The 24,452-nt window shown below is 46.4% G+C and carries 19 protein-coding genes and 1 riboswitch; of the genes, 14 read left to right on the top strand and 5 right to left on the bottom strand.

Annotation, left to right across the window (positions count from 1 at the left end):
* Positions 1-19: 19 nt before the first annotated feature.
* Both qhpR and HGT73_RS02000 read right to left on the bottom strand, forming a co-directional pair.
* Positions 20-1,087, bottom strand: a complete 1,068-nt coding sequence (gene qhpR / locus HGT73_RS02005) for an AraC-like transcriptional regulator QhpR (RefSeq protein WP_214211975.1) — start codon at positions 1,085-1,087, stop codon at positions 20-22.
* Positions 1,088-1,215: 128 nt separating this feature from the next.
* A complete protein-coding gene (locus HGT73_RS02000; protein WP_214212095.1) occupies positions 1,216-2,232 on the bottom strand; it encodes a phosphotransferase enzyme family protein in 1,017 nt (338 codons plus the stop codon).
* A 252-nt stretch (positions 2,233-2,484) separates the two neighbouring features.
* Here HGT73_RS02000 and eat point away from each other — a divergent pair, with 252 nt between their 5' ends.
* The 5 genes from eat to thiQ all read left to right on the top strand — a co-directional run bounded on the left by eat (position 2,485) and on the right by thiQ (position 8,770).
* On the top strand, positions 2,485-3,852 hold the full coding sequence (gene eat / locus HGT73_RS01995) for an ethanolamine permease (protein WP_214211974.1): 1,368 nt from the start codon (positions 2,485-2,487) through the stop codon (positions 3,850-3,852).
* Between the two features lie 75 nt (positions 3,853-3,927).
* The gene (locus HGT73_RS01990) at positions 3,928-5,268 is read left to right on the top strand and encodes an aspartate aminotransferase family protein (RefSeq protein WP_214212094.1); all 1,341 of its coding nucleotides are present in this window, start codon (positions 3,928-3,930) and stop codon (positions 5,266-5,268) included.
* Positions 5,269-5,353: 85 nt separating this feature from the next.
* Positions 5,354-5,447, top strand: a riboswitch (TPP riboswitch).
* 95 nt (positions 5,448-5,542) lie between these two features.
* On the top strand, positions 5,543-6,490 hold the full coding sequence (gene thiB / locus HGT73_RS01985) for a thiamine ABC transporter substrate binding subunit (RefSeq protein ID WP_214212092.1): 948 nt from the start codon (positions 5,543-5,545) through the stop codon (positions 6,488-6,490).
* The gene (thiP, locus tag HGT73_RS01980; RefSeq protein ID WP_407073136.1) at positions 6,466-8,073 is read left to right on the top strand and encodes a thiamine/thiamine pyrophosphate ABC transporter permease; all 1,608 of its coding nucleotides are present in this window, start codon (positions 6,466-6,468) and stop codon (positions 8,071-8,073) included. The genes thiB and thiP overlap by 25 nt, the downstream gene beginning before the upstream one ends.
* A complete protein-coding gene (gene thiQ / locus HGT73_RS01975; protein ID WP_214211973.1) occupies positions 8,060-8,770 on the top strand; it encodes a thiamine ABC transporter ATP-binding protein ThiQ in 711 nt (236 codons plus the stop codon). Before thiP ends, thiQ begins: the two co-directional genes overlap by 14 nt.
* Here thiQ and HGT73_RS01970 read toward each other — a convergent pair.
* Entirely contained in the window at positions 8,757-9,521 is a 765-nt protein-coding gene (locus tag HGT73_RS01970) for a DedA family protein (RefSeq protein ID WP_214211972.1), read from the bottom strand. The two genes, thiQ and HGT73_RS01970, sit on opposite strands and share 14 nt — an antisense overlap.
* A 145-nt stretch (positions 9,522-9,666) precedes the next feature.
* Positions 9,667-10,242 carry a histidine phosphatase family protein gene (locus HGT73_RS01965; RefSeq protein ID WP_214211971.1) on the bottom strand — a complete coding sequence of 192 codons (576 nt, stop codon included), beginning with the start codon at positions 10,240-10,242 and terminating at the stop codon, positions 9,667-9,669.
* Between the two features lie 329 nt (positions 10,243-10,571).
* Between HGT73_RS01965 and HGT73_RS01960 the strand changes: the two genes are divergently transcribed.
* From HGT73_RS01960 to rluA, 3 genes are all read left to right on the top strand, one after another.
* On the top strand, positions 10,572-12,917 hold the full coding sequence (locus tag HGT73_RS01960) for a DNA polymerase II (RefSeq protein WP_214211970.1): 2,346 nt from the start codon (positions 10,572-10,574) through the stop codon (positions 12,915-12,917).
* A gap of 144 nt (positions 12,918-13,061) precedes the next feature.
* Positions 13,062-15,968 carry an RNA polymerase-associated protein RapA gene (rapA, locus tag HGT73_RS01955; protein WP_214211969.1) on the top strand — a complete coding sequence of 969 codons (2,907 nt, stop codon included), beginning with the start codon at positions 13,062-13,064 and terminating at the stop codon, positions 15,966-15,968.
* A gap of 38 nt (positions 15,969-16,006) precedes the next feature.
* The gene (gene rluA / locus HGT73_RS01950; RefSeq protein ID WP_214211968.1) at positions 16,007-16,657 is read left to right on the top strand and encodes a bifunctional tRNA pseudouridine(32) synthase/23S rRNA pseudouridine(746) synthase RluA; all 651 of its coding nucleotides are present in this window, start codon (positions 16,007-16,009) and stop codon (positions 16,655-16,657) included.
* 27 nt (positions 16,658-16,684) lie between these two features.
* On the opposite strand, the gene djlA is transcribed toward rluA, so the two are convergent.
* The gene (gene djlA, locus HGT73_RS01945; RefSeq protein ID WP_214212091.1) at positions 16,685-17,497 is read right to left on the bottom strand and encodes a co-chaperone DjlA; all 813 of its coding nucleotides are present in this window, start codon (positions 17,495-17,497) and stop codon (positions 16,685-16,687) included.
* Positions 17,498-17,678: 181 nt separating this feature from the next.
* On the opposite strand from djlA, the gene lptD reads away from it, so the two are divergent.
* From lptD to apaH, 6 genes are read left to right on the top strand one after another with little or no spacing between them, the layout of a single operon-like run.
* Positions 17,679-20,036 carry an LPS assembly protein LptD gene (lptD, locus tag HGT73_RS01940; protein ID WP_214211967.1) on the top strand — a complete coding sequence of 786 codons (2,358 nt, stop codon included), beginning with the start codon at positions 17,679-17,681 and terminating at the stop codon, positions 20,034-20,036.
* A gap of 54 nt (positions 20,037-20,090) precedes the next feature.
* The gene (gene surA, locus HGT73_RS01935; protein WP_214211966.1) at positions 20,091-21,386 is read left to right on the top strand and encodes a peptidylprolyl isomerase SurA; all 1,296 of its coding nucleotides are present in this window, start codon (positions 20,091-20,093) and stop codon (positions 21,384-21,386) included.
* Positions 21,379-22,371 (top strand): 4-hydroxythreonine-4-phosphate dehydrogenase PdxA, encoded by a 993-nt coding sequence (gene pdxA, locus HGT73_RS01930; RefSeq protein WP_214211965.1) that lies wholly within the window; start codon positions 21,379-21,381, stop codon positions 22,369-22,371. The genes surA and pdxA overlap by 8 nt, the downstream gene beginning before the upstream one ends.
* The gene (rsmA, locus tag HGT73_RS01925; protein ID WP_214211964.1) at positions 22,364-23,191 is read left to right on the top strand and encodes a 16S rRNA (adenine(1518)-N(6)/adenine(1519)-N(6))-dimethyltransferase RsmA; all 828 of its coding nucleotides are present in this window, start codon (positions 22,364-22,366) and stop codon (positions 23,189-23,191) included. Before pdxA ends, rsmA begins: the two co-directional genes overlap by 8 nt.
* Entirely contained in the window at positions 23,191-23,568 is a 378-nt protein-coding gene (gene apaG / locus HGT73_RS01920; protein ID WP_214211963.1) for a Co2+/Mg2+ efflux protein ApaG, read from the top strand. The genes rsmA and apaG overlap by 1 nt, the downstream gene beginning before the upstream one ends.
* Positions 23,569-23,595: 27 nt before the next feature.
* Entirely contained in the window at positions 23,596-24,423 is an 828-nt protein-coding gene (apaH, locus tag HGT73_RS01915) for a bis(5'-nucleosyl)-tetraphosphatase (symmetrical) ApaH (protein ID WP_214211962.1), read from the top strand.
* Positions 24,424-24,452: the final 29 nt, after the last annotated feature.

The following is a 24,452-nucleotide window of genomic DNA, read 5'->3' as shown; positions in this document are numbered from 1 at the left end:
GTACCGGTTATCATAGCAGTTAGCCTGTCATCGAAACATGATCAAAATGCATTTCTCGTTGAGCCTGTCGCCACTGACGCGGACTGGTCCCAAACCAGCGTTTGCACGCCCGTGAAAAAGCACTAACTTCCGAATAACCAAGTAATAACGCCATATCAGTGACCGACAATTGACGCTGTTCAAGGTAGCTTAAGGCCATTTCGCTGCGTACTTTGTCAACCATAGCTGAAAAACTTAATCCTTCCTGACGTAAACGACGCTGAAGTGACCAAGGGGTCATATTAACTTGATCGGCCACCCGTTCAAGCTCCGGTTCACCCTGACCAATAGCGAGTTGTACTTGTGCTCTAATTTGATCAATCAGAGGTTGATGTAATGCCTGACAATTTAATTGGCGGATAGCATCTTGCGTGACCGTTAATAGTATAGGGTCACTGTCTGGCATCATACGGTAACCATCGTTCTTAGGGATCACTAAACAATTCGTCGGTTGTTCAAACCAGATAGGCGCGTCAAAAATTTTACAGTGCTCATGCCAAGCAGCAGGACGAGGATGCTCGAAATGCACTTCACGTGGTGACCAACTCCCCCCAAGAGCATGACGAATAAGGTTTAAAAACATACATAGTGTTAATTCAGCATCTTGCCGCCGCTGTAAAATTGCACCATGTCGGACTTGATAGTGCAGTTGCCAACAATCACCTTTATCGACAAGCTGTACCAGTGTGTCATGTTGGTGATAAGGAAATGCACGGACAACGTTACGTAATGCATGCTCAACATTTTCAGAGCAGATCCCTATGTAACCAATCAAGCCAAGAGATTGGGGTTTAAACTGCTTACCATAATAAAGTCCAAAATTATCAATACCTGAATTTTTAGCAGCGACCTCCATCACACGGCAATAATTAACCAAACTCAAACTCATCGTGGGATTGCCGAGCAGCTCTGGGTTTATTCCACTCATCCCAAAAACGCGATCGACATCCCCACCCTGCTGGGCAATAAATTGGCTCAGGCCACTGGCAGCGGCTGCCAGTACGCCATGATGAACAGCCTGATGAGACATTGAGAAGAGTGATGGCATCGTACTGACCTCAAAAGAAAGATTAATAAAATTCGTTATTCAGTCAGCAAGTTTCATACCAAAAATAAAATCTTTAAAAATCAGTCTATCAATACATTTCATTCATAAACCAACCCCCAATCTGCTTCTTAGTAGTGCATACCGCCACCGATTGGTAGATGCTTACCGTCCAAATAAGTCCGGCAGAGTGCCACCGTTTGGCTTGACCAGCCGTTCGCCACACTCTTCGCCATTTCTGTCTCGTGATGCGATGCCAGCCAAGCTGTTAGTTGTACTCGACGTTGGATAAACAGCGCCGGTAGAATGGCAAAATCCTCGTCACTAAGCGTGCAAATTTTTTGATAGCCCTCAATCCAATTTTCTACCCACAATGGGGCATTCGCATGGTGTTCGACAAAACTGATAGCCGCGGCTAAATCATGTAAGTACCACCCAAAACCGCAATCATCAAAATCAATGACTCGTGTCTCACCATGCTCTATTAATAAATTTGTTAACCGCAGATCGGCATGGATCAGTCCGAAGCGTTCGCCTCGTTTTCCATAACGAGTGAGTTTAGCTTGAACATCGTCGAGTACACTTTCTAATAACTGATGGTCATTCGATGACATATCAGTGATATCACGCCAATCTCCCCAGTGACTTGAAGCACTTACCATTGAAGCATGATCCCAAGCGAGGCGCTGAAATCCTTCTGGTCGTTGCCATTGACGACTATGCTGGTGCAAACGTGCAGTAATTTCGCCGAGTTGACGAAAAGCACTCACTGAAACCTCGCTGGTCGGCATCTCACCGGCAATCCAGTGAAAAATAACAGCGTGTCGTTGCTCATTCGCCGACAAAACGTAGGTTTGGATACGTTTTCCTGTTCCATCGAACAAAGCTTCCGGGACTTGAAGGCCTTCTTCCCGGAGTGCATCAAGCCATAATAGTTCGCTTTCAATCGCGGCCTTATCGTGATAGTTACCGCGATGTAAACGTAAGGCATAACGCTTACCCTGTGCGGTTACTAGAAAGGTTGCATTCTCTGAACGGCAAAGCAAACGGATTTGCGCGGCGTTAAGTTGTGGGTAGGCCTGCACGACACAATTGGCGATATGCATGAGTACCGCTTGGTCAAGGTCATCATATTGTTTAACACTCATCATCTGCTCCTAAACGGTATTAAGACTCTAACTTGGGACCTAGCATCTATTAGAGTGCAAACCTGAGCTTGACGAGAAAATAGTAAAAGTTGACCGCAGAGAACAAATTATTCCATGTGGCCGGTTATTTTACCGTTAACGACAATAAACTGTTCTCTACGGTCAAGTTTATCCCCTTTAGTCACTGCATTATCTTTCTTAGTGAGTCATTCACCTTCGACGATATTCAACATAATGCTAACGGGGTTCACTATGATAAAAACATTAAAACCGACACTCGGTGCTCTCCACTTGTGGGGTATTGCCGTAGGACTTGTCATATCAGGAGAGTATTTTGGCTGGAGCTATGGCTGGGGGGTTGCAGGCACCCTAGGGTTTTTAGTGACGACACTTATCATTGCAATTATGTACACCTGCTTCATCTTCAGTTTTACCGAACTTACTACCGCAATACCGCAAGCTGGTGGTCCTTTTTCATATAGTCGTGCTGCCTTTGGTGATACTGGTGGACTCATCGCAGGCCTTGCCACCTTAATTGAGTTCGTTTTTGCCCCTCCGGCTATCGCGATGGCAATTGGTGCCTATTTAAATATTCAGTTTCCCACCCTCGACCCCAAATATGCTGCCTTGGGCGCATACCTCGTATTTATGGGCCTAAACATTCTTGGCGTAAAACTTGCGGCCATGTTTGAACTGGTGGTCACCGTACTGGCTGTTTTTGAACTGCTCGTATTTATGGGCGTGGTATCTCCGGGCTTTAGCCTCAGTCATTTTACTGCTCATGGCTGGGCTGGCCATGACCATTTTTCGATGGCTGCACTTCCCGGTATATTTGCTGCGATTCCGTTTGCTATCTGGTTTTTCCTCGCCATTGAAGGGGCTGCAATGGCAGCAGAAGAGGCTAAAAACCCTAAAAAAACCATTCCTATCGCCTATATTACAGGGATTTTAACCTTAGTCTTTTTAGCTCTAGGTGTCATGCTGTTTGCCGGAGGAGCTGGAGATTGGCGAGTATTATCTGGAATCAACGATCCACTCCCGCAAGCGATGAAAATGATCGTTGGTGAGCACTCTTCTTGGATGCACATGCTGGTTTGGATTGGGCTCTTCGGATTGATTGCCAGTTTTCATGGCATTATTCTCGGTTATTCACGTCAATTTTTTGCACTATCACGCAGTGGGTATCTTCCTGCATCGCTGAGTCAACTTAATCGTTTCCAAACTCCACACCGTGCAATTATTGTGGGGGGCATTATTGGTATGATCATTATCCTAAATGATGGGATGACATTACAGGGAATGAGTCTCACGGCTGCCATGATCACTATGGCCGTTTTTGGTGCGAACGTCATGTATATCATGAGTATGTTAAGTCTTTTTCGCTTGCGTAAAACGGCCCCGCTACTTGAGCGTAGTTATCGTGCCCCAGGTTATCCTTGGATTCCCGGAATCGCTCTACTGCTGTCAGTTCTCTGTTTTATCACCATGTTATGGTTCAACCCGGTGATCGGTGCTCTATTTATCGGATTAATGGTAGTCGGCTACCTCTATTTCTTAACCACTAAAGTAAGACGTCAATCAAGCCCGTCACTGAGACTGACAACTGTCGACACCAAATAAGGCCTTTTGCCTAGGAAGACAACACCTTACCGTCCCTTTATTTATTATTTAAGATTGCAGTACAAGGAGTTAATGATGGCTACACGTTCCACAATAATGGATACCAACAGTTTTCGTGCTGAACATGCCGAAGCCTTAAGTCCGGAAATTCGTGAATTAACGGATAAACGCGATCGCGTACTGGGTGAATCTTATCGCTTGTTTTACCGTAACCCGGTACACCTTGTTAGAGGAGAGGGCCAATATCTCTGGGATGCCAAAGGACGTAAATATCTGGATGTGTATAACAACGTCGCGAGTATCGGCCACTGCCACCCTGCTGTTATTAGAGCAGTAACTGAACAAATGCAGCAACTGAACACTCATACCCGCTATTTACATGAAAATATCTTAAATTATACCGAATCAATTCTCGCCACTACTCCCGATGATATCGATCGCGCGATGTACATGTGTACAGGTTCAGAAGCTAATGATCTCGCGATTCGAGTCGCCAAATCATTCAGTGGTGGAACCGGGATCATTGTTACGCAAGAGGCTTACCACGGTACCAGTGAATTAACATCCGGTGCCTCACCTGCTTTAGGCAGCGGTCAAGCGCTCGCCTCGACGACCCGTGTTGTACCGGCTCCCGATTTCTACCGATTACAACCCAACGATCCCGGAAAGTGGTTTGCTGACCACATTCAGGCACAGATCGATGATATGCAGAAAAATGGAATTAAATTTGCGGGCTTTTTAGCCGACTCTATATTCTCATCCGACGGTGTGTTACCAAATCCACCAGGCTTTTTAAAAGCAGCAATAGAGGTTGTGCATAAAAATGGTGGGATTTTCATTGCTGATGAAGTTCAACCCGGATTTGCCCGTACCGGGGATACCTTCTGGGGATTTGCCCGCCACGGCGTTGTGCCCGATATTATAACTACTGGAAAACCTATGGGGAATGGTATCCCGGTCTCTGCTCTGTTCGCAAAAAGTGATGTGTTAGCTTCTTTTAGCGATCACATTCCTTATTTTAATACTTTTGGCGGAAACCCGGTTTCAATGGCTGCGGCACAGGCCGTATTGACAGTTATTCAAGAAGAAAATTTGCAGCAACATAGCCGTGAAATGGGTGCGATGCTTTTACAAGAACTGCGTAGCTTACAGAAAAAATATTCATGTGTTGGCGATATACGCGGTGCTGGATTATTTATCGGTTTTGAATTGGTCACGGACCCCGAAAGTAAGAAGCCGAATAAAGCCTTGGCATTGGATCTCATAGAATCTTTGCGCGATCAAGGTATCCTCACATCAGTTGCAGGACCTTATGGAAATGTCCTTAAACTCCGCCCCCCACTGGCATTCCAAGCGAAAGACATTGATTGGCTGGTCGGAGCCCTCGACCACGCACTGCAACAATTAACGCACTAACCGACCTTCTGTCGCGCAAGCTCCTATATTGCGCGACAGCATAACGATCTTTACTTCCCTCCTAATCAATAATTACCTAGAATGCTCTGACTCAACGGGGTGCAGTGAAAACTGCTGAGAGAGACCCGTAGAACCTGATCCGGTTAATACCGGCGGAGGGATTTGAGGCGATACCACTCAGATCCTTTGCGCCAATTGGCAATGTCATAGTAAGGAGCGCAAAGTGTATTTTTCAAAGAAAATCATCTCAGGATTGTTACTCACACTATCAGCCATGCCCGCACTCGCTGCCAAGCCTGTGCTTACGGTCTATACCTATGATTCATTCGCTTCTCAATGGGGCCCCGGTCCTGCAATAAAACAAGCTTTCGAGAAAAATTGTGGCTGTGAGCTGCATTACGTTACACTTGAAGATGGTGTTTCACTGCTCAATCGTCTACGAATGGAAGGTAAGCGGAGTCAGGCAGACGTTGTGCTTGGACTGGATAATAATTTACTGGACTCAGCCACTAAAACCGGGCTATTTGCTCCTGCACACGTCGACATGAAGGCCTTAGCATTACCTGATGGCTGGCATAATGATACTTTTGTACCCTATGACTATGGCTATTTTGCCTTTGTGTATAACAAAAAAAGATTAATTGATCCGCCAAAAAGTTTACACGAATTAGTGGAAAGCCCTAAAAAATGGCGAGTCATTTACGAAGATCCGCGTACCAGCACCCCAGGATTGGGACTACTATTATGGATGAATAAAGTCTTTGGCGATAAAACTGCGCAAGCATGGCAGCAATTAGCGAAAAAAACGGTGACCATTCCGCGTGGCTGGAGCGAAGCTTATGGCCTATTTTTGAAAGGTGAAGCTGACCTTGTACTCAGTTATACCACCTCTCCTGCCTACCACAGCATCGAGGAACATAATCCCGATTATGCCGCAGCAGATTTTTCCGAAGGGCACTACTTACAAGTAGAAGTCGCCGGACAGTTAGCGAATAGCCCACAACCTGTACTCGCTCATCAATTTATGCAATTTATTCTTTCTAATGATTTCCAAAAAAATCTTGCGACAGGAAACTGGATGTATCCCGCCACTCATCAACCATTACCGGATGAGATCAAGCGCCTGCCTATCCCTCAAAAAGCATTACAATACAGCGCTGAACAAGTCGAAGCATCGCGCTCGTCGTGGATCGCAACCTGGCAAACGGCTGTTTCCCATTAATGAATGCTTGGCGCATTCCGGGTAGCATTGCAGCACTCCTCATCATCACGCTGCTTTGCACAACCCTTGCGGCGCTGTTTATTTCAGCGCCACTCCCTTCACTCAGCAAGGTGCTGAGTGATCCTTATTTGCACCATCTCTTAGTGTTCTCGTTTAAACAAGCGACACTCTCTGCACTGCTTGCTACGCTTATGGCAATCCCTGTCGCACGTGCTCTACACCGCCGTCATTTCTTTGGTAAAACACTACTGCTACGCCTATCCAGTATGACGCTTATTTTACCCGTACTGGTGGCTGTTTTTGGCCTACTTACCGTCTATGGCCACGAAGGCTGGATTGCCTCTCTATGCAGAGCAATGAATATTCCCTATCGCTTAAGTCCTTATGGTCTTTCTGGCATCTTACTGGCGCATGTTTTTTTTAACTTACCCTTGGCGACTCGGTTGCTTTTGCAGGCCTTCCAATCAATCCCCAGCGAACAGTGGCAACTCGCCGATCAACTCGGTATGCGCGGCTGGTATCTCTTTAGATTTCTTCAATGGCCTTGGTTAAAACGGCAACTGATTCCTGCTTTCGCATTAATTTTTATGCTCTGCTTTACCAGCTTCGCTATCGTATTGACCTTGGGCGGAGGCCCCCAGGCCACAACATTAGAATTAGCCATATTTCAAGCCCTAACCTTCGATTACGATCCGGGGAAAGCTGCACTGCTGGCCCTGATACAATTATTATGCTGTGTACTCTTAGTCCTAGTGACTTATTGGCTAACACCACAACGGTCACATAGCATTAGTTATCGTACTCGCTGGCAGCCCAAGGTTGAGGGAAAAGTCGCACTTATTATCGATTCATTCGCCTTACTCTTTTTTAGCTTATTACTACTCCCACCGTTAATCGCTGTTGTCAGCGCAGGGATAAATTCACACACTCTTGATGCGCTTAAAGAGCCCGCCCTATGGCAAGCCGTATGGTTATCGTTACGCATTGCCGTCCTCGCCGGGGTATTTAGCACCTGCGTGACCTTAATGCTGGTGTGGACGTCGCGCGAATACCGGTTGCGCCAACAAACGCTTGCTGCAATCAGTATTGAAGGGAGTGCTCTGGCCATATTAGCGCTACCCAGTATTGTTTTGGCGACCGGTGCGTTTCTGCTCTTAAACAGCACGGTTGGCCTGCCCCGCTCGCCAATGTTTTTAGTGATTGTCGTTAACACTTTAATGGCGTTACCTTACGCCACCAAATTGCTGGAAAGTCCTATGCGAGATCTTGCCAGTCAGTATGCACGACTGTGTCTTTCACTTGATATACGGGGATGGCAACGGCTACGACATATCGAATTACCGGCACTTCGACACCCCCTATTGCAAGCTTTTGCCTTTTCGGCATTAATGTCGCTTGGCGACTTCGGTGTCATTGCTTTATTCGGTAGTCAGGATTTTCAAACACTTCCCTTCTACTTATATCAACAAATTGGTGCCTATCGCAGTCAGCAGGCAGCGGTAACCGCCCTACTATTACTTGCGATCTGCTTTCTCTTCTTTATGCTTATCGAGACACTGGCGGACCCTCATGCTGACAGTTAACCAACTCAGTTGCCACTATCCACAATTCCCCCTGAACTTTACACTCTCGGTATCGGCGGGGGAACGAATCGTACTTCTTGGGCCTAGCGGTGCCGGTAAGAGTACCCTGCTCAATTTACTCGCTGGCTTTATTCCAGCAACGCACGGCAATATTTGGATCGCGGGTGAGAATATCACTGACTATCCCCCAGCAAAGCGGCCGCTATCGATGCTATTTCAGGAAAATAATCTTTTTACTCATCTCAGTGTTCGGCAAAATTTAGCTCTCGGCCTTACTCCATCAATGCATCTTTCATCACAACAAACAGACAGTATGCTTGCCTTAGCGCAGCGTACGGGACTCCTCTCGTTATTAGATAGGCTACCGCATCAGCTTTCTGGAGGCCAACGCCAGCGAGTCGCACTAACGCGTTGTTTATTGCGTAATCGACCTTTATTGTTGTTGGATGAACCCTTCTCTGCACTTGATCCTGCACTCCGCCAAGAGATGTTAATGCTAACGGATGAATTGTGTCGTGAGAATCAATTAACCTTGTTGATGGTCTCCCACCAATTGACGGATGCACAGGAAATTGCTGACCGCTGTATGGTCATTGATCAAGGAAAGGTGGCTTGGGAAGGGAACTGGCAGCAACTCGCAGGTGGCGACAATCATGCCGCCACACTACTGGGAATCGCACCGATCAGTGGCCAATAAAAACTTTCCATACCAAATGCCCAAAAATTGGCATCATGGGATGACGGAGTAATAGAACAAAAGCAACGATCGTGACAAGTAGAGTCAATGGGGTCAAGTAGCGTAACCGGGTGGCCGTTAACACACTCGGAGTGCTTGCTACTTTACTTGAGCGAGACCAACGCCAACTTAGCCAGACGCTTAACCAGATTAATACTGCAACGCCAGCGAGGTACCATTTGAATAGACTATCCTGTGTACCTGCTGGAATATCAATTGCAACACCGGCTAAGATCCCTGGAAGTAAATAGACGGGAGGCCATAATAGGCAGCCAACGATACTCGGAAGTAGAAACTTTTTAACAGGAAGCTCCAGCATCCCCGCTATTAGCGGGATGAGAGGACGCGTCGGCCCGACAAAGCGGCCGATAATAATCGTGGCAATACTATGATTATGTAATGCATGCTCAGTCTTACTAAGCAGAGCTTGGTATTTTTGTAAGTATTTCCAACGATGTAACGGGCCTTGAAATTTCCAGCCAATATAAAATGAGAGCCAATCACCAACTAAACAGCCGACTAAACCTGCCCCCCACGCTGGATACAAACTGATATGCCCACTACCAATAAGCGCACCTAACGAGGCCATCATCACCGTTCCCGGTAAAATGAGACCGACTAGCGCTAGAGATTCTAAAAAAGTGACAACTGCTACGACGCCTATCGCCCAGCCGACCGATTGCTCCAATAGATGTTGGATCCAGGCTTCCATTAACTATCCTCTTAATTCGCAAGCCCGGATTGTTGCGATCTGTCATGGCTACGTCAAGTGAAGTTCGAGGGATTAAACACTCCGATACAAATTCGTTATAGATAGTCTCACTGAAATCATAAAGTGCTATGAGTGGATTTCAATATTAATTATTGACTGAATCCACACAGGTTGATGACAGACCGTCTAAGCCCTCTTGTTCCAGTGTGAAGGATTTAAAATGTCCGACTTTATCAAGTTTAACCACATAGATAGAATCATAATCAAAGGGGTAAATAAACGGAATCGATGACGCATCACCGCCAGTCGTCGTAATTAATGATTTCACCGCCTCAACAAGATGTTCATGTTCCCAAGCAATAAAAATAGTTTGATGGTTACCTCTTGCCTTTAAAGCATTAATCAGCCCATCAGTATTATTGGCATGATATTTTAAAATAATATCTTTAGAAATTTGAATAGCCGTTGGCATAAGTGTCGCTAACGCCCGTACCGAGCTGCCCTCTTTCTCTTCTATAGGTGCCGATGCGTATAATTGATCCGGCTCACCAAAACGGCTTAATAAAACTTTCGGCAGACGTAGTGCCCGATTCATCCCTTGGCAGGAGAGTTGACCACTAAAATTCATCTGTTTTTCCGCATGGCGAAAAAAGACAAAGGTACTTTCGGCATGACACGTAGCCGCCATCATTAATAAGCACAACAAGACTAATTTACGCATAAGTCCTCAACGATCATTTAGGGCGACGCATTACCTGCTCGCGAACAGAGTTAATACAATGAACACGACTATAACTGATAAATATTGAGGACAAATATCGCACCTGAATAAATCTTACGTTCATTGAGATGCGATTGACTTATGCCTTACCGTCTCATTTTGATTATTTAAGCACCTAGTAACTCTTCAACGATAGCGCGGCTAAAGGTTAAGTGATTCCCTGATAGAAAAGACGAGTCAGGCAACTGCCCCCTCTATTAGCCAAATGGTTTTTGTCTGCGGAAGTCGAACTAGACTACACTGTGAACGTAGAACATTGAGGGGGCAAAGTGGACAGTATCACAGCAGGTTTTATCTTAACTCGCCATTGGCGTGATACTCCGCAAGGTATTGAGGTCTCTTTTTGGCTGGCAACCGATAATGGTCCGTTAGCGATAACTGTTCCTTTGCAGCGTGCTACGGCATTCTTTCCATCAATTTATCGACCCGACGTAGAGCGCCTGCTAGCCGATTTCCAGGGTGCCACCTTACAAAACTCATCGCTAAAAGATTTTTCCGGGCGATCACAAACGATTCTTTATTTGCCCCAGCAGAACTTACTGAAAACAGTATCAAAGCAGCTGTCATTAAATAATATTCCTTTTTATGAAGCGGATATTCGACCAGCCGATCGCTATATGATGGAGCGATTTATTACCGCGCCAGTATGGGTAAGCCGTCCAGTCCCCCGTACTCCTACGCGTCTAAAACCTCATCCTGATTACCGCCCTAAACTTAATTGGGTTTCTTTAGATATTGAAACCAATGAACACGGTGAACTCTATTGTATGGGTTTACATGGATGCGGCCAACGACAGGTCTTTATGTTGGGGCCTGCAACACCAAACAGTGAAGCTCCTGATTTCCAACTAACTTATTTTTCCCATCCGCGCGAGCTTATCCAAGCATTAAATCGATGGATGGCGCATCACGATCCTGATGTCATCATTGGCTGGAACGTTATTCAGTTTGATCTGCGCATTCTACATCGTGAAGCCGAACGCTTTGGTCAGCCACTGTTACTTGGGCGCGGGAACAGCCGCTTAATCTGGCACGAGCAGGGGTTTAAACCCGGTGTATTTAGTGCTCAGGCTGCAGGACGCTGGATCGTAGATGGTATTGAGGCACTAAAATCTGCTTTTTGGGATTTCCCATCCTTTAGTTTAGAAAATGTTTCACAGACATTATTGGGGGAAGGGAAAGACAGCGCAACGCCCCATGACAGAATGGCGGAAATTAATCAGCGCTTTCAAAATGATAAAGTGGCACTTGCCCGATATAATCTTAAAGACTGCGAATTAGTCACACGGATATTTCAAAAAACTGAATTAATGGCGTTTCTGCTTGAGCGAGCAAGTACAAATGGCCTTCAGGCTGATCGCCATGGAGGATCTGTTGCGGCGTTTACGCACCTTTATTTACCGAGAATGCATCGTATAGGCTATGTTGCGCCGAATTTGGGCGATATTCCGCCACAACATAGCCCCGGTGGATTTGTCATGGATTCACATCCCGGCCTCTATCGCTCAGTTATTGTATTAGATTATAAAAGTCTCTACCCCTCGATTATTCGTACATTTTTGATTGACCCTGTTGGCTTAGTCGCGGGTTTAGCTAATCCTGATAATGCGGTAGAAGGTTTTCTGGGGGCTAAATTTTCTCGAACCGAACACTGTTTACCGGCCATTGTTGAGCAAATATGGCAAGGGCGAGAAAAAGCCAAAAGAGAGAAAAATGCGCCGTTGTCACAAGCACTCAAAATCATTATGAATGCCTTTTATGGCGTACTGGGAACGCCTTCCTGCCGCTTTTTTGATCCACGCCTCGCCTCATCTATCACGCTGCGTGGTCACGAAATAATGCAACAGACACGACAATTAATTGAAAAACAAGGTTATTCAGTTATCTACGGTGATACCGACTCTACCTTTATCTCTCTGGGTAAACAGTGTGATCAACAACATGCTGATATAATAGGTCATCAATTGGTTACGATGATCAATCAGTGGTGGCAAGAAAAACTTCAGCAAGAATTTGGGCTGACCAGTGCCTTAGAAATTGAGTACGAGCGCCACTTTAGCCGTTTTTTAATGCCGACTATACGCGGAGCAGAGCAAGGCAGTAAAAAACGTTATGCCGGATTAGTCGTTGAGCATGGCGAGGAAAAGCTCGTATTTAAAGGTCTTGAAACAGTACGTACTGACTGGACACCTCTTGCCCAACAATTCCAACAAACCCTTTATGGTCTAATTTTTCGCGATCAACCCTGGGAAGCCTATGTACAACGTACTGTGCAACAATTACTTGCAGGACAACTCGACGATCAACTTGTCTACAAAAAACGGCTACGTCGCCCCCTTGCCGATTATGAAAAAAATATTCCCCCCCATGTACGAGCTGCTCGCCTCGCGGAAAAAGCCGCTATCGCCCGAGGACAAGGCAAAACTTATCGCCGAGGTAGCGCAATACGTTATGTGATTACCCTGGCTGGACCTGAGCCGATCAGTGCGATCACAGCACCGCTTGACTACACTCATTACTTAACCAAGCAGCTACAACCGATAGCAGAAGCCATTCTCGGTTTTGTCGGTGGAAATTTTGAAAATGTGATGACCGGCCAAATGGGGCTATTTTGATAGGTGACGAATCTGTTGCCTTCCAGTACCATAGCGCCCTTAAAAATGAAGTAGGCCGATTACCACTACCAGGGTGGTAAACGTCAATCGGCCCGTTATCCATAAATGAATACATCCCTATAATTAAGAGAATCGAGCAAATTTATGCCTTTTACACTTGGTCAGCGCTGGATTAGTGATACAGAAAGTGAACTTGGACTGGGAACGGTCGTTGCCATTGATACACGTATGGTAACCCTACTTTTTCCTGCCACCGGCGAAAACCGACTTTACGCCCGTAATGATTCTCCAATCACTCGTGTAATGTTTAATCCAGGGGATACCATTACTAGCCACGAAGGTTGGCAAATGGTGGTTGACGAGGTGCAAGATGAAAATGGTCTAATCGCCTATATCGGTACCCGATGCGACACAGAAGAAACCGGTGTGCTGCTACGCGAAGTTATGCTAGACAGCAAATTAATTTTTAGTAAGCCGCAAGATCGCTTATTTGCTGGACAGCTGGATCGGATGGATCGCTTCGCGTTACGTTTTCGTGCCAGAAAATATCAAAGTGAACAGTACCGGTTACCCACCAGCGGAATGCGAGGTATGCGTACCAACCTCATTCCTCACCAACTCCATATTGCAAAAGACGTTGGCCGTCGTCATGCCCCCCGTGTCCTACTTGCCGACGAAGTTGGGCTTGGAAAAACTATTGAAGCTGGCATGATTATTCAGCAACAGCTACTGGCTGGACGTGCCGAACGCGTATTAATCATTGTTCCTGAAACGCTACAACACCAATGGCTTGTCGAGATGCTGCGCCGCTTCAACCTGCACTTCTCGCTATTTGATGATGAGCGTTACAATGAAGCTCGGTTTGACAGCAGTAACCCATTTTTTACTGAGCAGTTAGTGATTTGTTCCTTGGACTTTGTCTGCAAAAACAAGCAACGTCTAGAAGATATGCTCGAAGCCGATTGGGACTTGATGGTGGTTGATGAAGCCCACCACCTTGCTTGGTCAGAAGGTAAACCCGGGCGGGAATATCAAGTCATTGAGAAACTCGCGGAAGTTGTACCGGGCGTGCTGCTATTGACCGCAACGCCGGAACAACTAGGGATGCAAAGTCACTTTGCCCGTTTACGTCTACTTGATGCTGACCGCTTCCATGACTTTGACGCATTTGTCGAAGAGCAGCGTCATTATCAACCTGTCGCCGATGCGGTAGCCAGCCTATTGGCCGAGCAATCACTTGATGATCAGCAGATCGCCGTCATTAACGGGCTCATCAAAGAACAAGATATTCGCCCACTGATCCTACAAGCTAATAGTGACAGTGATGAGCGCTTGCTCGCTCGTCAGCAATTGATCGCCATGCTTACTGATCGTCATGGTACTAGTCGAGTTCTGTTCCGTAACACTCGCCAAGGGGTACAAGGTTTTCCTAAGCGCGAACTCCATGCGGTTCGTTTACCATTACCAAGCCAGTACCAAACGGCTATCAAGGTATCAGGCATCATGTCGGCGCGGAAAAGTAAAGAAGAACGAGCGCGTGATCTTCTCTACCCTGAGCAAATTTATCAAGAATTTGAAGGGGATAACGGTACTTGGTGGGCCTTTGATCCGCGAGTTGAATGGCTAACGCAATACTTACTTGAACACCGCAAAGAGAAAGTCTTAGTCATCTGCGCTAAAGCGGCCACCGCGTTGCAGCTGGAACAAGTATTACGTGAGCGTGAAGGCATCCGTGCGGCGGTATTCCACGAAGGCTTATCGATCATTGAGCGCGATAAAGCCGCAGCGTTCTTCGCTTCACAAGAAGAGGGAGCACAAGTCCTACTCTGCTCAGAAATTGGTTCAGAAGGTCGTAACTTCCAGTTTGCGAGTCGTATGGTGATGTTTGACCTGCCTTTTAACCCCGACTTGTTAGAACAACGTATTGGGCGGTTAGATCGTATCGGCCAACTGCACGACATAGAAATTATGGTTCCTTGGCTAGAAAATACAGCACAAGCCGTACTTTTACGTTGGTTCCATGAAGGACTTGATGCTTTTGAAAGCACTTGCCCGACTGGCCGCACCCTTTATGACAGTGTGCATGAACAGTTATTAGAATTCTTAGTCGCCCCAGAAAAAAATGAGGGATTAGACGAGTTTATTCAAACTTGCCGCGCCCAGCATGATAGCTTAAAAGCCCAATTAGAGTCGGGACGTGACCGCTTATTGGAACTGCACTCGCATGGGGGCGAAAAAGCCGAGCAATTGGCGGATGAAATCGCAGCGCAAGATAACGATACCGCGTTAGTTAACTTCGCGCTTAATCTATTCGATATTGTCGGAATTAATCAGGAAGATCGGAGCGATAATCTGATTGTGCTCACCCCTTCAGACCATATGCTGGTACCCGATTTCCCAGGGTTACCAGAAGAAGGCTGCACTATCACTTTCAACCGTAATCAAGCCTTATCTCGTGAAGATACCCAATTCATCACATGGGAACATCCTCTTATCCGCAATGGTCTTGATTTAATTTTGTCTGGGGATACAGGCAGTTGTGCATTATCGTTGCTAAAAAATAAGGCTCTCCCGGTAGGAACCTTATTGCTTGAACTTATTTATGTTGTTGAAGCGCAAGCCCCTAAACATTTACAACTCACGCGTTTCTTACCGCCGACTCCATTGCGTTTACTTGTGGATAGTAAAGGGAACAACCTCGCTGACAAAGTTGAGTTTGAAAGTTTTAACCGACAACTTAATGCCGTCAATCGCCATACGGGAAGTAAGCTGGTTAATGCCGTGCAGCAAGATGTTCACCAAATTTTAACTGTTGGTGAAAAACAGGTTGCGGCAAGTGCTCAAGCTGTCATTCTCGAAGCACAACACGCAGCAGAAACACAATTAACTGCCGAGTTAGCGCGTTTAGAAGCCTTAAAAACCGTTAACCCGAACATTCGTGAAGACGAAATAGATGCGCTACGAGATAACCGTCAAGAGGTGCTTGAAAGCCTATCGCAAGCTAATTGGCGCTTGGACGCATTACGCTTGATTGTTGTTACCCATCAGTAAGATAAACGAGGGGGAAAAATCCCCCTCTAGGATAGAAAATGGAACCATACCACCCTCCGATTGAACCTTGGCTGCACATTCTTTATCAGGATGAGCATATCTTAGTCGTGAATAAGCCCAGTGGCTTACTATCGGTGCCAGGGCGCTTGCCGGAACATCACGATAGCATTATGACGCGCGTACAACGTGACTTCCCTAATGCTGAGTCTGTACATCGGCTTGATATGGCAACCAGTGGCGTGATGGTAGTCGCCTTGACGAAGGCGGCGGAGCGAGAGTTAAAACGTCAGTTCCGCGAAAGAGAGCCGTCAAAAACCTATATTGCACAAGTATGGGGACAATTACAGCCTGACGAAGGGCTGGTGGATTTACCCTTAATCTGTGATTGGCCAAATCGTCCTAAACAAAAAGTCTGCATGGAAACGGGCAAACCCGCTCAAACGCAATGGGAAGTCTTAGCCCGCGATACGCTCAGTTGTCGTGTACAACTTAAACCCATTACCGGCCGCTCTCACCAGTTACGCGTGCATATGTTAGCGTTAGGGCACCCCATTTTAGGCGATAATTTTTATGCTTCCCCCGAAGCAAAAGCCCTATCACCTCGGTTGTTACTGCATGCTGAGCGTTTAACCATTATCCATCCTGCTTTTGCAAACAGCATGACGTTTAAACAGCCTGCTGATTTTTAGCCCACATCATTGACGCAGGCGTGAAAATCAAAATCCTTTCTGTGTACGAATTAGCTCGTAAGCGGATTGAATCTTCTGCGCCTTCTCTTTTGCAAGAGTCATCATCTCTGGCGGTAACCCCTTTGCCACTAACTTATCGGGATGATGTTCACTCATCAACTTGCGGTAAGCACGCTTTATCGTTAGCGCATCATCTTGGACTGAAACACCCAGTACAGAGCAAGCATCCTCTAATGTTGGCCCTGGCGAGGCAGAACGAAAACCGCTATTTTGCTGGGAATATCCTTGTTGGCCAAAATGATTACCGCCAGTCATCATGCTAATAAACAGATCAAACTGCTGGCGAGAAATCCCCAACTCTTCAGCGATAATGTAGAGAACCTGTTGCTCGTTAGGGTGTAGCTCTCCATCAGCCAGTGCGGCTTGGATCTGAATTTCCAGAAAAATTTTAATCAGATCAATACGCCCCATACAGGCTTGTCTGAATTGCCGTAATTTATCCCGCAGAGGAAATTCGGATTGTTTCCCTTCACGAAAGGCTTGTTGTGCCAGTTGTCGAGCCTCGCCTTGTAGCTGCATACGATCCATAATGCTTGACGCCAACTGGATGTCAGCCTCTGTCACGCGCCCCTTAGATTTAGTAAGGTGCCCCATCACTTGGAAGGTCGTAATAAAGAATAAATTCTGTCGCGAATTCGCATTATTTTTGAAGCCCAGCCCAGCATTAGCCATCACTGAATCGATAAGATGTCCGAGGAGCAGCCCACCAATAATTCCCCAAAATCCAATACCGGAAAATAGCCCTAATAGAAAACCAATTACTTTGCCTCGGTAGCGCATAAACTCCTCAATTCGCCATGCTAATATTTTCATTTTCGATTATCATACCCGTCATTCACTAAACCGCCTATCGCTAAACCAGCTTAATCACGATTATCGCTGGCGCTGATACTTTCGGTAAGTTACTCTTTATCGGACTGCTGGCCCCTTGCCAGAACTAACGGAATCTTAGATACCGCGTATGAATAAAAGACTACCTACATTGCTGGCCACTATGATTGGAACAGCCCTATACAGCCAGTATTCGCTTGCTGACGATCTGATGTCGCAATGTATGCTGGGCGTGCCTTCTTATAACCGTCCGCTGGTCAACAGCGATCCGAATACTCAACCAGTCACTATCCATTCCGATAGTGTTAAGGGCAACTATCCGGATGACGCTGTTTTTACTGGTAAGGTAGACGTTAATCAAGGTAACAGTCGACTTCTTGCTGACCAAGTTCAGCTCCATCAGCGACAAGCCGCCGGACAAACAACACCGACGCGAACAGTCGATGCATTGGGCCATGTTCATTACGACGATAATCAGGTTATTTTAAAAGGCCCCAAAGCCTGGTCTAACCTGAATACCAAAGATACCAATGTCTGGGACGGTAATTACCAAATGGTCGACCGCCAAGGTCGAGGTACCGGTGCGGAAATGAAGCAACGTGGTAATAACCGCTACACTATCCTCGAAAAGGGTAGTTTTACCACCTGTTTACCCAACACCAACAGCTGGAGTGTTGTAGGCTCTGAAATTATTGAAGACCGTCAAGAAGAGGTTGCCGAAATTTGGAACGCTCGTTTTAAAATCGGCTCAGTACCTGTGTTTTACAGCCCCTACCTTCAAATGCCAATTGGTGACCGCCGCCGTTCTGGTTTTCTTATTCCTAATGCGAAATATGACAGTAAAAATGGCTACGAGTTTATGTTGCCCTATTACTGGAACATTGCCCCGCAAATGGACGCCACCATTACTCCACACTATATGAGTAAACGGGGCACACAGTTACAGAATGAATTCCGATATTTATCGACCATCGGTGCGGGCTTGATGGAATTTGATTATTTAGGATCAGACAGCCAGTACGACAAACAAAAAAGTGCACGTGGCCTTTCGGACTCCGACAGTTCAAAACGTTGGTTATTCTATTGGCAACACAGTGGTGTCTACGATCAGCATTGGCGCTTTAACGCGAACTACACCAAGGTTAGCGACCGATACTATTTTAATGATCTCACCTCTAAATATTACAGTTCAACCGACGGCTACGCTGATCAAAAATTCAGTTTAGGCTATGCAGATAAAAACTGGGATGCGACACTTTCAACGCGCGATTTCCAAACTTTCAATAAGTTAGACACCAGTATTTACCGCACCCTGCCACAACTGGATGTCAACCTCTATCAAAATGATGTTGGCCCCTTTGATACACATGTGTACGGTCAATTTGCTCGCTTTACGAATACCAATTCACGCTTACCGAGCGCCACACGACTACATATCGAACCCACCATTGATTTACCGCTCTCTAATGGCTGGGCAAGTTTAAATACCGAAGCAAAATTGCTGGCAACTCACTACCAGCAAGATAACTTACAGCACGCCGACGAGCTTCCTAATGGCGGTGATTATAATTTAAAAAGCTCTGTCAACCGGACGCTGCCGCAGTTTAAAGTGGATGGCAAACTTGTCTTTGACCGCGATATGGACTGGGCGCAAGGCTATACTCAGACGTTGGAGCCGCGTGTTCAGTATCTCTATACCCCTTATCGTAATCAAAGCAATATCTATCCGTACGACTCCACGTTACTGCAAACCGACTATACGGGCCTCTTCCGTGACCGTACTTATAGTGGATTAGATCGTATTGCATCGACTAACCAGTTAGCGACCGGTGTCACGACCCGCATCTATGATGAAAATTTAGTTGAACGTTTTAATGCTTCTATAGGTCAAATCTACGCTTTCACACGTTCTCGGACGGGTGATACGACAGATGATAGCGATACAGGCACGATTGTTTGGGCAGGAGACACCTATTGGCGTATGACTGATCAGTGGGGGTTACGCGGGGGGTTACAGTATGACACCCACCTCAATAGCGTAGCTCAAGGTAATGCGAGTATAGAATACCGCCAAGACAATGATCGCGTCGTACAATTAGGCTATCGCTATAGCAGTCCTGAATATATCGCCCGTGCGATGAACAACTCTGTCTATGCAACGAGCGCAATTTATAAGAATGGGATATCTCAAGTTGGGGGCACCGCCAGCTGGCCAATTGTCGATGCGTGGTCAGTCGTCGGGGCTTACTACTACGATACTCGTAACAGTAAGCCTGCGGAACAGCTGCTTGGTGTCCAATATAGCTCATGCTGCTATGCGGTGCGCTTAGGTTATGAACGGAAAATCAATGGCTGGCAAAACAATACCAGTCAGTACGATAATCAAATCTCATTTAATATTGAGTTCAGAGGATTAGGGACTAACTACGGTTTAGGCACCGCAGAAATGCGGACTCAGGGAATTATCCCTTATCAGCCAACGTTTTAATCATTAGTCGATAACCGGTAATTTCCGCATTGCGGTCTTAACGATGGAAAATGTATGAAGAATTGGAAACTCCTGATGCTAGGTGCCTTAATGGCGAATGCAAGCGTTGCCTTTGCTGCACCTCAGGTCATTGATAAAGTTGCAGCCGTTGTTAACAACGGTGTGGTACTAGAAAGTGATGTAGATAATATGATGGCGTCAGTCAAGAGCCAAGCACGTCAAGCCGGTCAACAATTGCCGGATGATGCGACACTGCGTCATCAGATCCTTGAGCGTCAGATCATGGACAGTATTATCATGCAGCAAGGTCAACGCGCAGGTGTCACGATCAGTGACCAAGAGTTAGATGAAGCGATTCAAAATATCGCGGATCAAAACCATATGACGTTGGATCAACTACGTAGTCGTTTAGCCTACGACGGCATGAACTATCAGACATACCGTACACAAATCCGCCATGAAATGACGATAGCTGCGGTCAGAAATAATGAAGTACGCAGTCGTATTACTATTCTGCCCCAAGAAGTCGATGCTTTAGCCAAACAGGTCGCCGCTCAGAATGTTCCAGGTACTGAGATGAACCTGAGTATGATTTTGCTGCCTCTCCCTGAAAATCCTACCCAGCAACAGGTGGATGATGAAGAAGATTTAGCGAAAAAATTGGTGGGTGAACTGCGTAACGGCGCTAACTTTGGAAAAATGGCCGTGACCTATTCTGCTGCACCTGAAGCACTGAAAGGCGGCAATATGGGATGGGGAAAAATTGAAGAACTCCCTTCCCTATTTAGCCAAGCACTCAGCACCGCGCAAAAAGGCGATATCATTGGTCCAATCCGCTCAGGTGTTGGCTTCCATATTCTGAGAGTTAACGATATGCGTGGCGAAAGCAAAAATGTTTCCGTCACTGAAGTGCATGCTCGCCATATTCTGATCAAAACATCACCGATCATGAATGATGCTCAAGCACGCGCTAAAATTGAGCAAATTGCCGCTGATATTCGCAGTGGTAAAACGACTTTTGCCAATGCTGCACGTCAATATTCAGATGACCCCGGTTCAGCTAACCAAGGCGGTGACTTAGGTTGGGCTTCACCGACGATTTATGACCCAGCGTTCCGTGATGCATTAATGCACCTTTCGCCAAATACATTAAGCCAACCGGTTCGCTCTTCGTTTGGCTGGCACCTGATTGAATTGTTGGGTACACGCCAAGTCGATAGAACCGATGAAGCAGAGAAAGACAGGGCTTACCGTATTCTATTCAACCGTAAGTTTGCCGAAGAAGCGCAATCATGGATGCAAGAAGAGCGTGCTTCAGCTTATGTCAAAATCTTAGATCCTAATGGCTAAGATCCCTCGTATCGCGATAACTCCCGGCGAGCCCGCCGGGATTGGTCCAGACCTGATTGTGCAATTAGCACAGCAGGCCTGGCCTGCAGAACTGGTAGTCTGTGCCGATCGCCAGTTACTTCTTCAACGAGCCAACCAATTGAATGTACCGCTGGTTCTACATGATTATCGGTCACATTTACCGGCACAGCCCCAAGCTGCGGGGAGCCTGACTCTCTGCCCTATCACCTTAGCGGAAACGACAACGCCGGGTGTACTTAATAGCGCGAACAGTCAGTACGTCTTACAATCACTCGCGCGCGCTTGTGATGGTAACCTCAACGGTGAGTTTGATGCCTTAGTCACAGGCCCCGTACATAAAGGGATTATTAACGATGCCGGCATTCCCTTTACTGGCCATACCGAGTTCTTTGCCGAACGATCGTTAACTTCTCGTGTCGTGATGATGCTTGCGACAGAAGAGTTACGTGTTGCACTCGCTACGACTCATCTCCCGTTAAAAGACGTCTCAGCCGCCATTACCCGGCAAAGTTTGCGCGAGGTCATTACGATTCTACATCGTGATTTGCGTAGCAAATTTGGTCTTGATAATCCGCACATCTTAGTAAGCGGGCTGAACCCTCATGCCGGAGAAAATGGGCATATGGGTCGTGAAGAGATCGATGTTATCGAACCAGTATTGGCCGAATTACGTCATGCCGGTTATCGGCTGAGTGGCCCACTACCCGCAGACACCTTGTTTCAGCCGAAATATTTACAACATGCCGATGCCGTACTCGCGATGTATCACGATCAAGGACTCCCAGTACTGAAATATCAGGGGTTTGGTCGTGCCGTTAATATTACACTCGGCTTACCTTTTATCCGGACTTCAGTCGATCATGGCACCGCCCTCGACTTAGCCGGCACACATCAGGCGGATACAGGGAGCTTTATCACTGCCCTTCGCCTTGCTATCACTATGATTAAGAGTAGTAATGAATAATCGCGTACATCAGGGCCATTTTGCCCGCAAACGTTTTGGACAAAACTTCCTCAATGACAGCTATGTTATTGAAAGCATTGTTGCCGCTATTCATCCGACCAAACAGGATGCTATGGTGGAAATTGGCCCTGGACTCGGAGCATTAACCGAGCCTGTCGGTGAGCGACTTGACGCTCTAACCGTGGTTGAATTAGACCGCGATTTGGCAGCACGCTTACAAACCCATCCTTTTCTAGGTCCTAAGTTAACGATTTTTCAGCAAGATGCGATGACGTTTAACTTTGGTGAATTGGCTGAACAAAAAGGCCAATCGCTACGCGTATTCGGTAACTTACCCTACAATATTTCAACGCCTCTGATGTTCCATCTTTTTAGCTTCACCAAAGCGATTAAAGATATGCACTTTATGCTGCAAAAAGAGGTAGTAAATCGCCTAGTCGCTGGCCCTAATAGTAAAGCTTATGGACGTCTTACCGTAATGGCGCAATATTATTGCCAAGTTATTCCGGTATTAGAAGTGCCTCCTCATGCCTTTACCCCTCCTCCAAAAGTCGACTCCGCTGTTGTGCGTTTAGTCCCTTACTCACAGTCGCCTTACCCAGAGGTCGATGTCCGCGTACTGGGTCGTATTACCCTTGAGGCTTTTGGTAAGCGGCGTAAAACATTGCGTAATAGTCTGGGTCATCTTTTTAGTGCTGATGTGTTAGAACAGCTTGGTATCGACGGTACACTGCGTGCGGAAAATGTCACGGTTGCCCAATATTGTCAGCTTGCGCTTTGGTTGGCAGAAAACCCGCCTCAGCAAAGCCGTGAGGAATAATGTCAGAGAACACTGCAGTGGTAATAAGTGTGACAACTCACTATCTTCCGGCGCACTCAGCGCCGGAAGCTAATCAGTATCAATTTGCCTACACCATCACCCTTGAGAACCAGAGCCACCAACCCGTGCAACTCCTCGAGCGCTACTGGTTAATTACTGATGGTAATGAAAAAGTTATCGAAGTTGAAGGTGAAGGTGTCATCGGTAAACAACCTCATCTTAATGTCGGTGAACGGTTTCAATACACAAGCGGCGCGATGTTAGAAACCCCCGTTGGCACGATGCAAGGCCACTATCTCATGAGAAATGAAGATGGGAGCGAATTTAAAGCACCTATCCCTATTTTTCTATTAGCCGTAGACGGCGCATTGCACTAAGCTTAAATTTTGTCTCAAAGGTAAAAGATGAGTACCTATTTAATCGGCGATATTCATGGCTGCTATCAAGAATTCTGTGCTCTCCTTGCACAAGTCAATTTTGATCCCGCCCATGACGAATTGTGGTTAACCGGTGATCTTGTTGCCCGAGGTCCTGATTCCTTAAATGTGCTAAGGAAAGTCAAGTCCTTGGGTGACTCAGCACGTATCGTCTTAGGGAATCACGACTTACATTTATTAGCGGTTTTTGCTGGGATCAGTAAGAATAAGACAAAAGATCGCTTAAATCCTTTGCTTGATGCTAAAGATTGCGACGAATTGATTAATTGGTTACGGCGTCAGCCTTTACTACAAATTGACCATGATAAAAAAATTATCATGGCACATGCTGGAATCACTCCGCAGTGGAATTTAGACACAGCTCAACGCTGTGCAAAGGATATCGAAGCAGTATTAGCGAGTGATAGTTATCCGCTATTACTGGATGCCATGTACGGTGATATGCCTAACAATTGGTCAGAAAATCTCACCGGGCTTGCGCGTTTACGCTTCAGTACTAATGCTTTGACGCGTATGCGTTACTGCTTTCCGGGCGGCCAGTTAGATATGATTTGTAAAGAAAAACCTGACGCAGCGACTCCGCCCTTAAAACCCTGGTTCGATATTCCACGACAAATACCCGATGGCTACACGATTGTCTTTGGACACTGGGCATCGTTAGAGAGAAAAGGAACGCCGACTCAAATTATCGGACTTGATACCGGCTGTTGTTGGGGGGGAGAATTAACACTGTTACGCTGGGAAGATGGTCGCTACTTTCATCAGCCCTCATTACAACCGAAGGCCGATGAATAATCGGGAAAGGATATCTCTATATCGGTATC

This window comes from Rosenbergiella australiborealis, from assembly GCF_018494035.1.
Classification (GTDB): Bacteria; Pseudomonadota; Gammaproteobacteria; order Enterobacterales; family Enterobacteriaceae; genus Rosenbergiella; species Rosenbergiella australiborealis.
The sequence above is the reverse complement of the archived record's forward strand: the minus strand, read 5'-3'. Positions and strand labels throughout refer to the sequence as shown.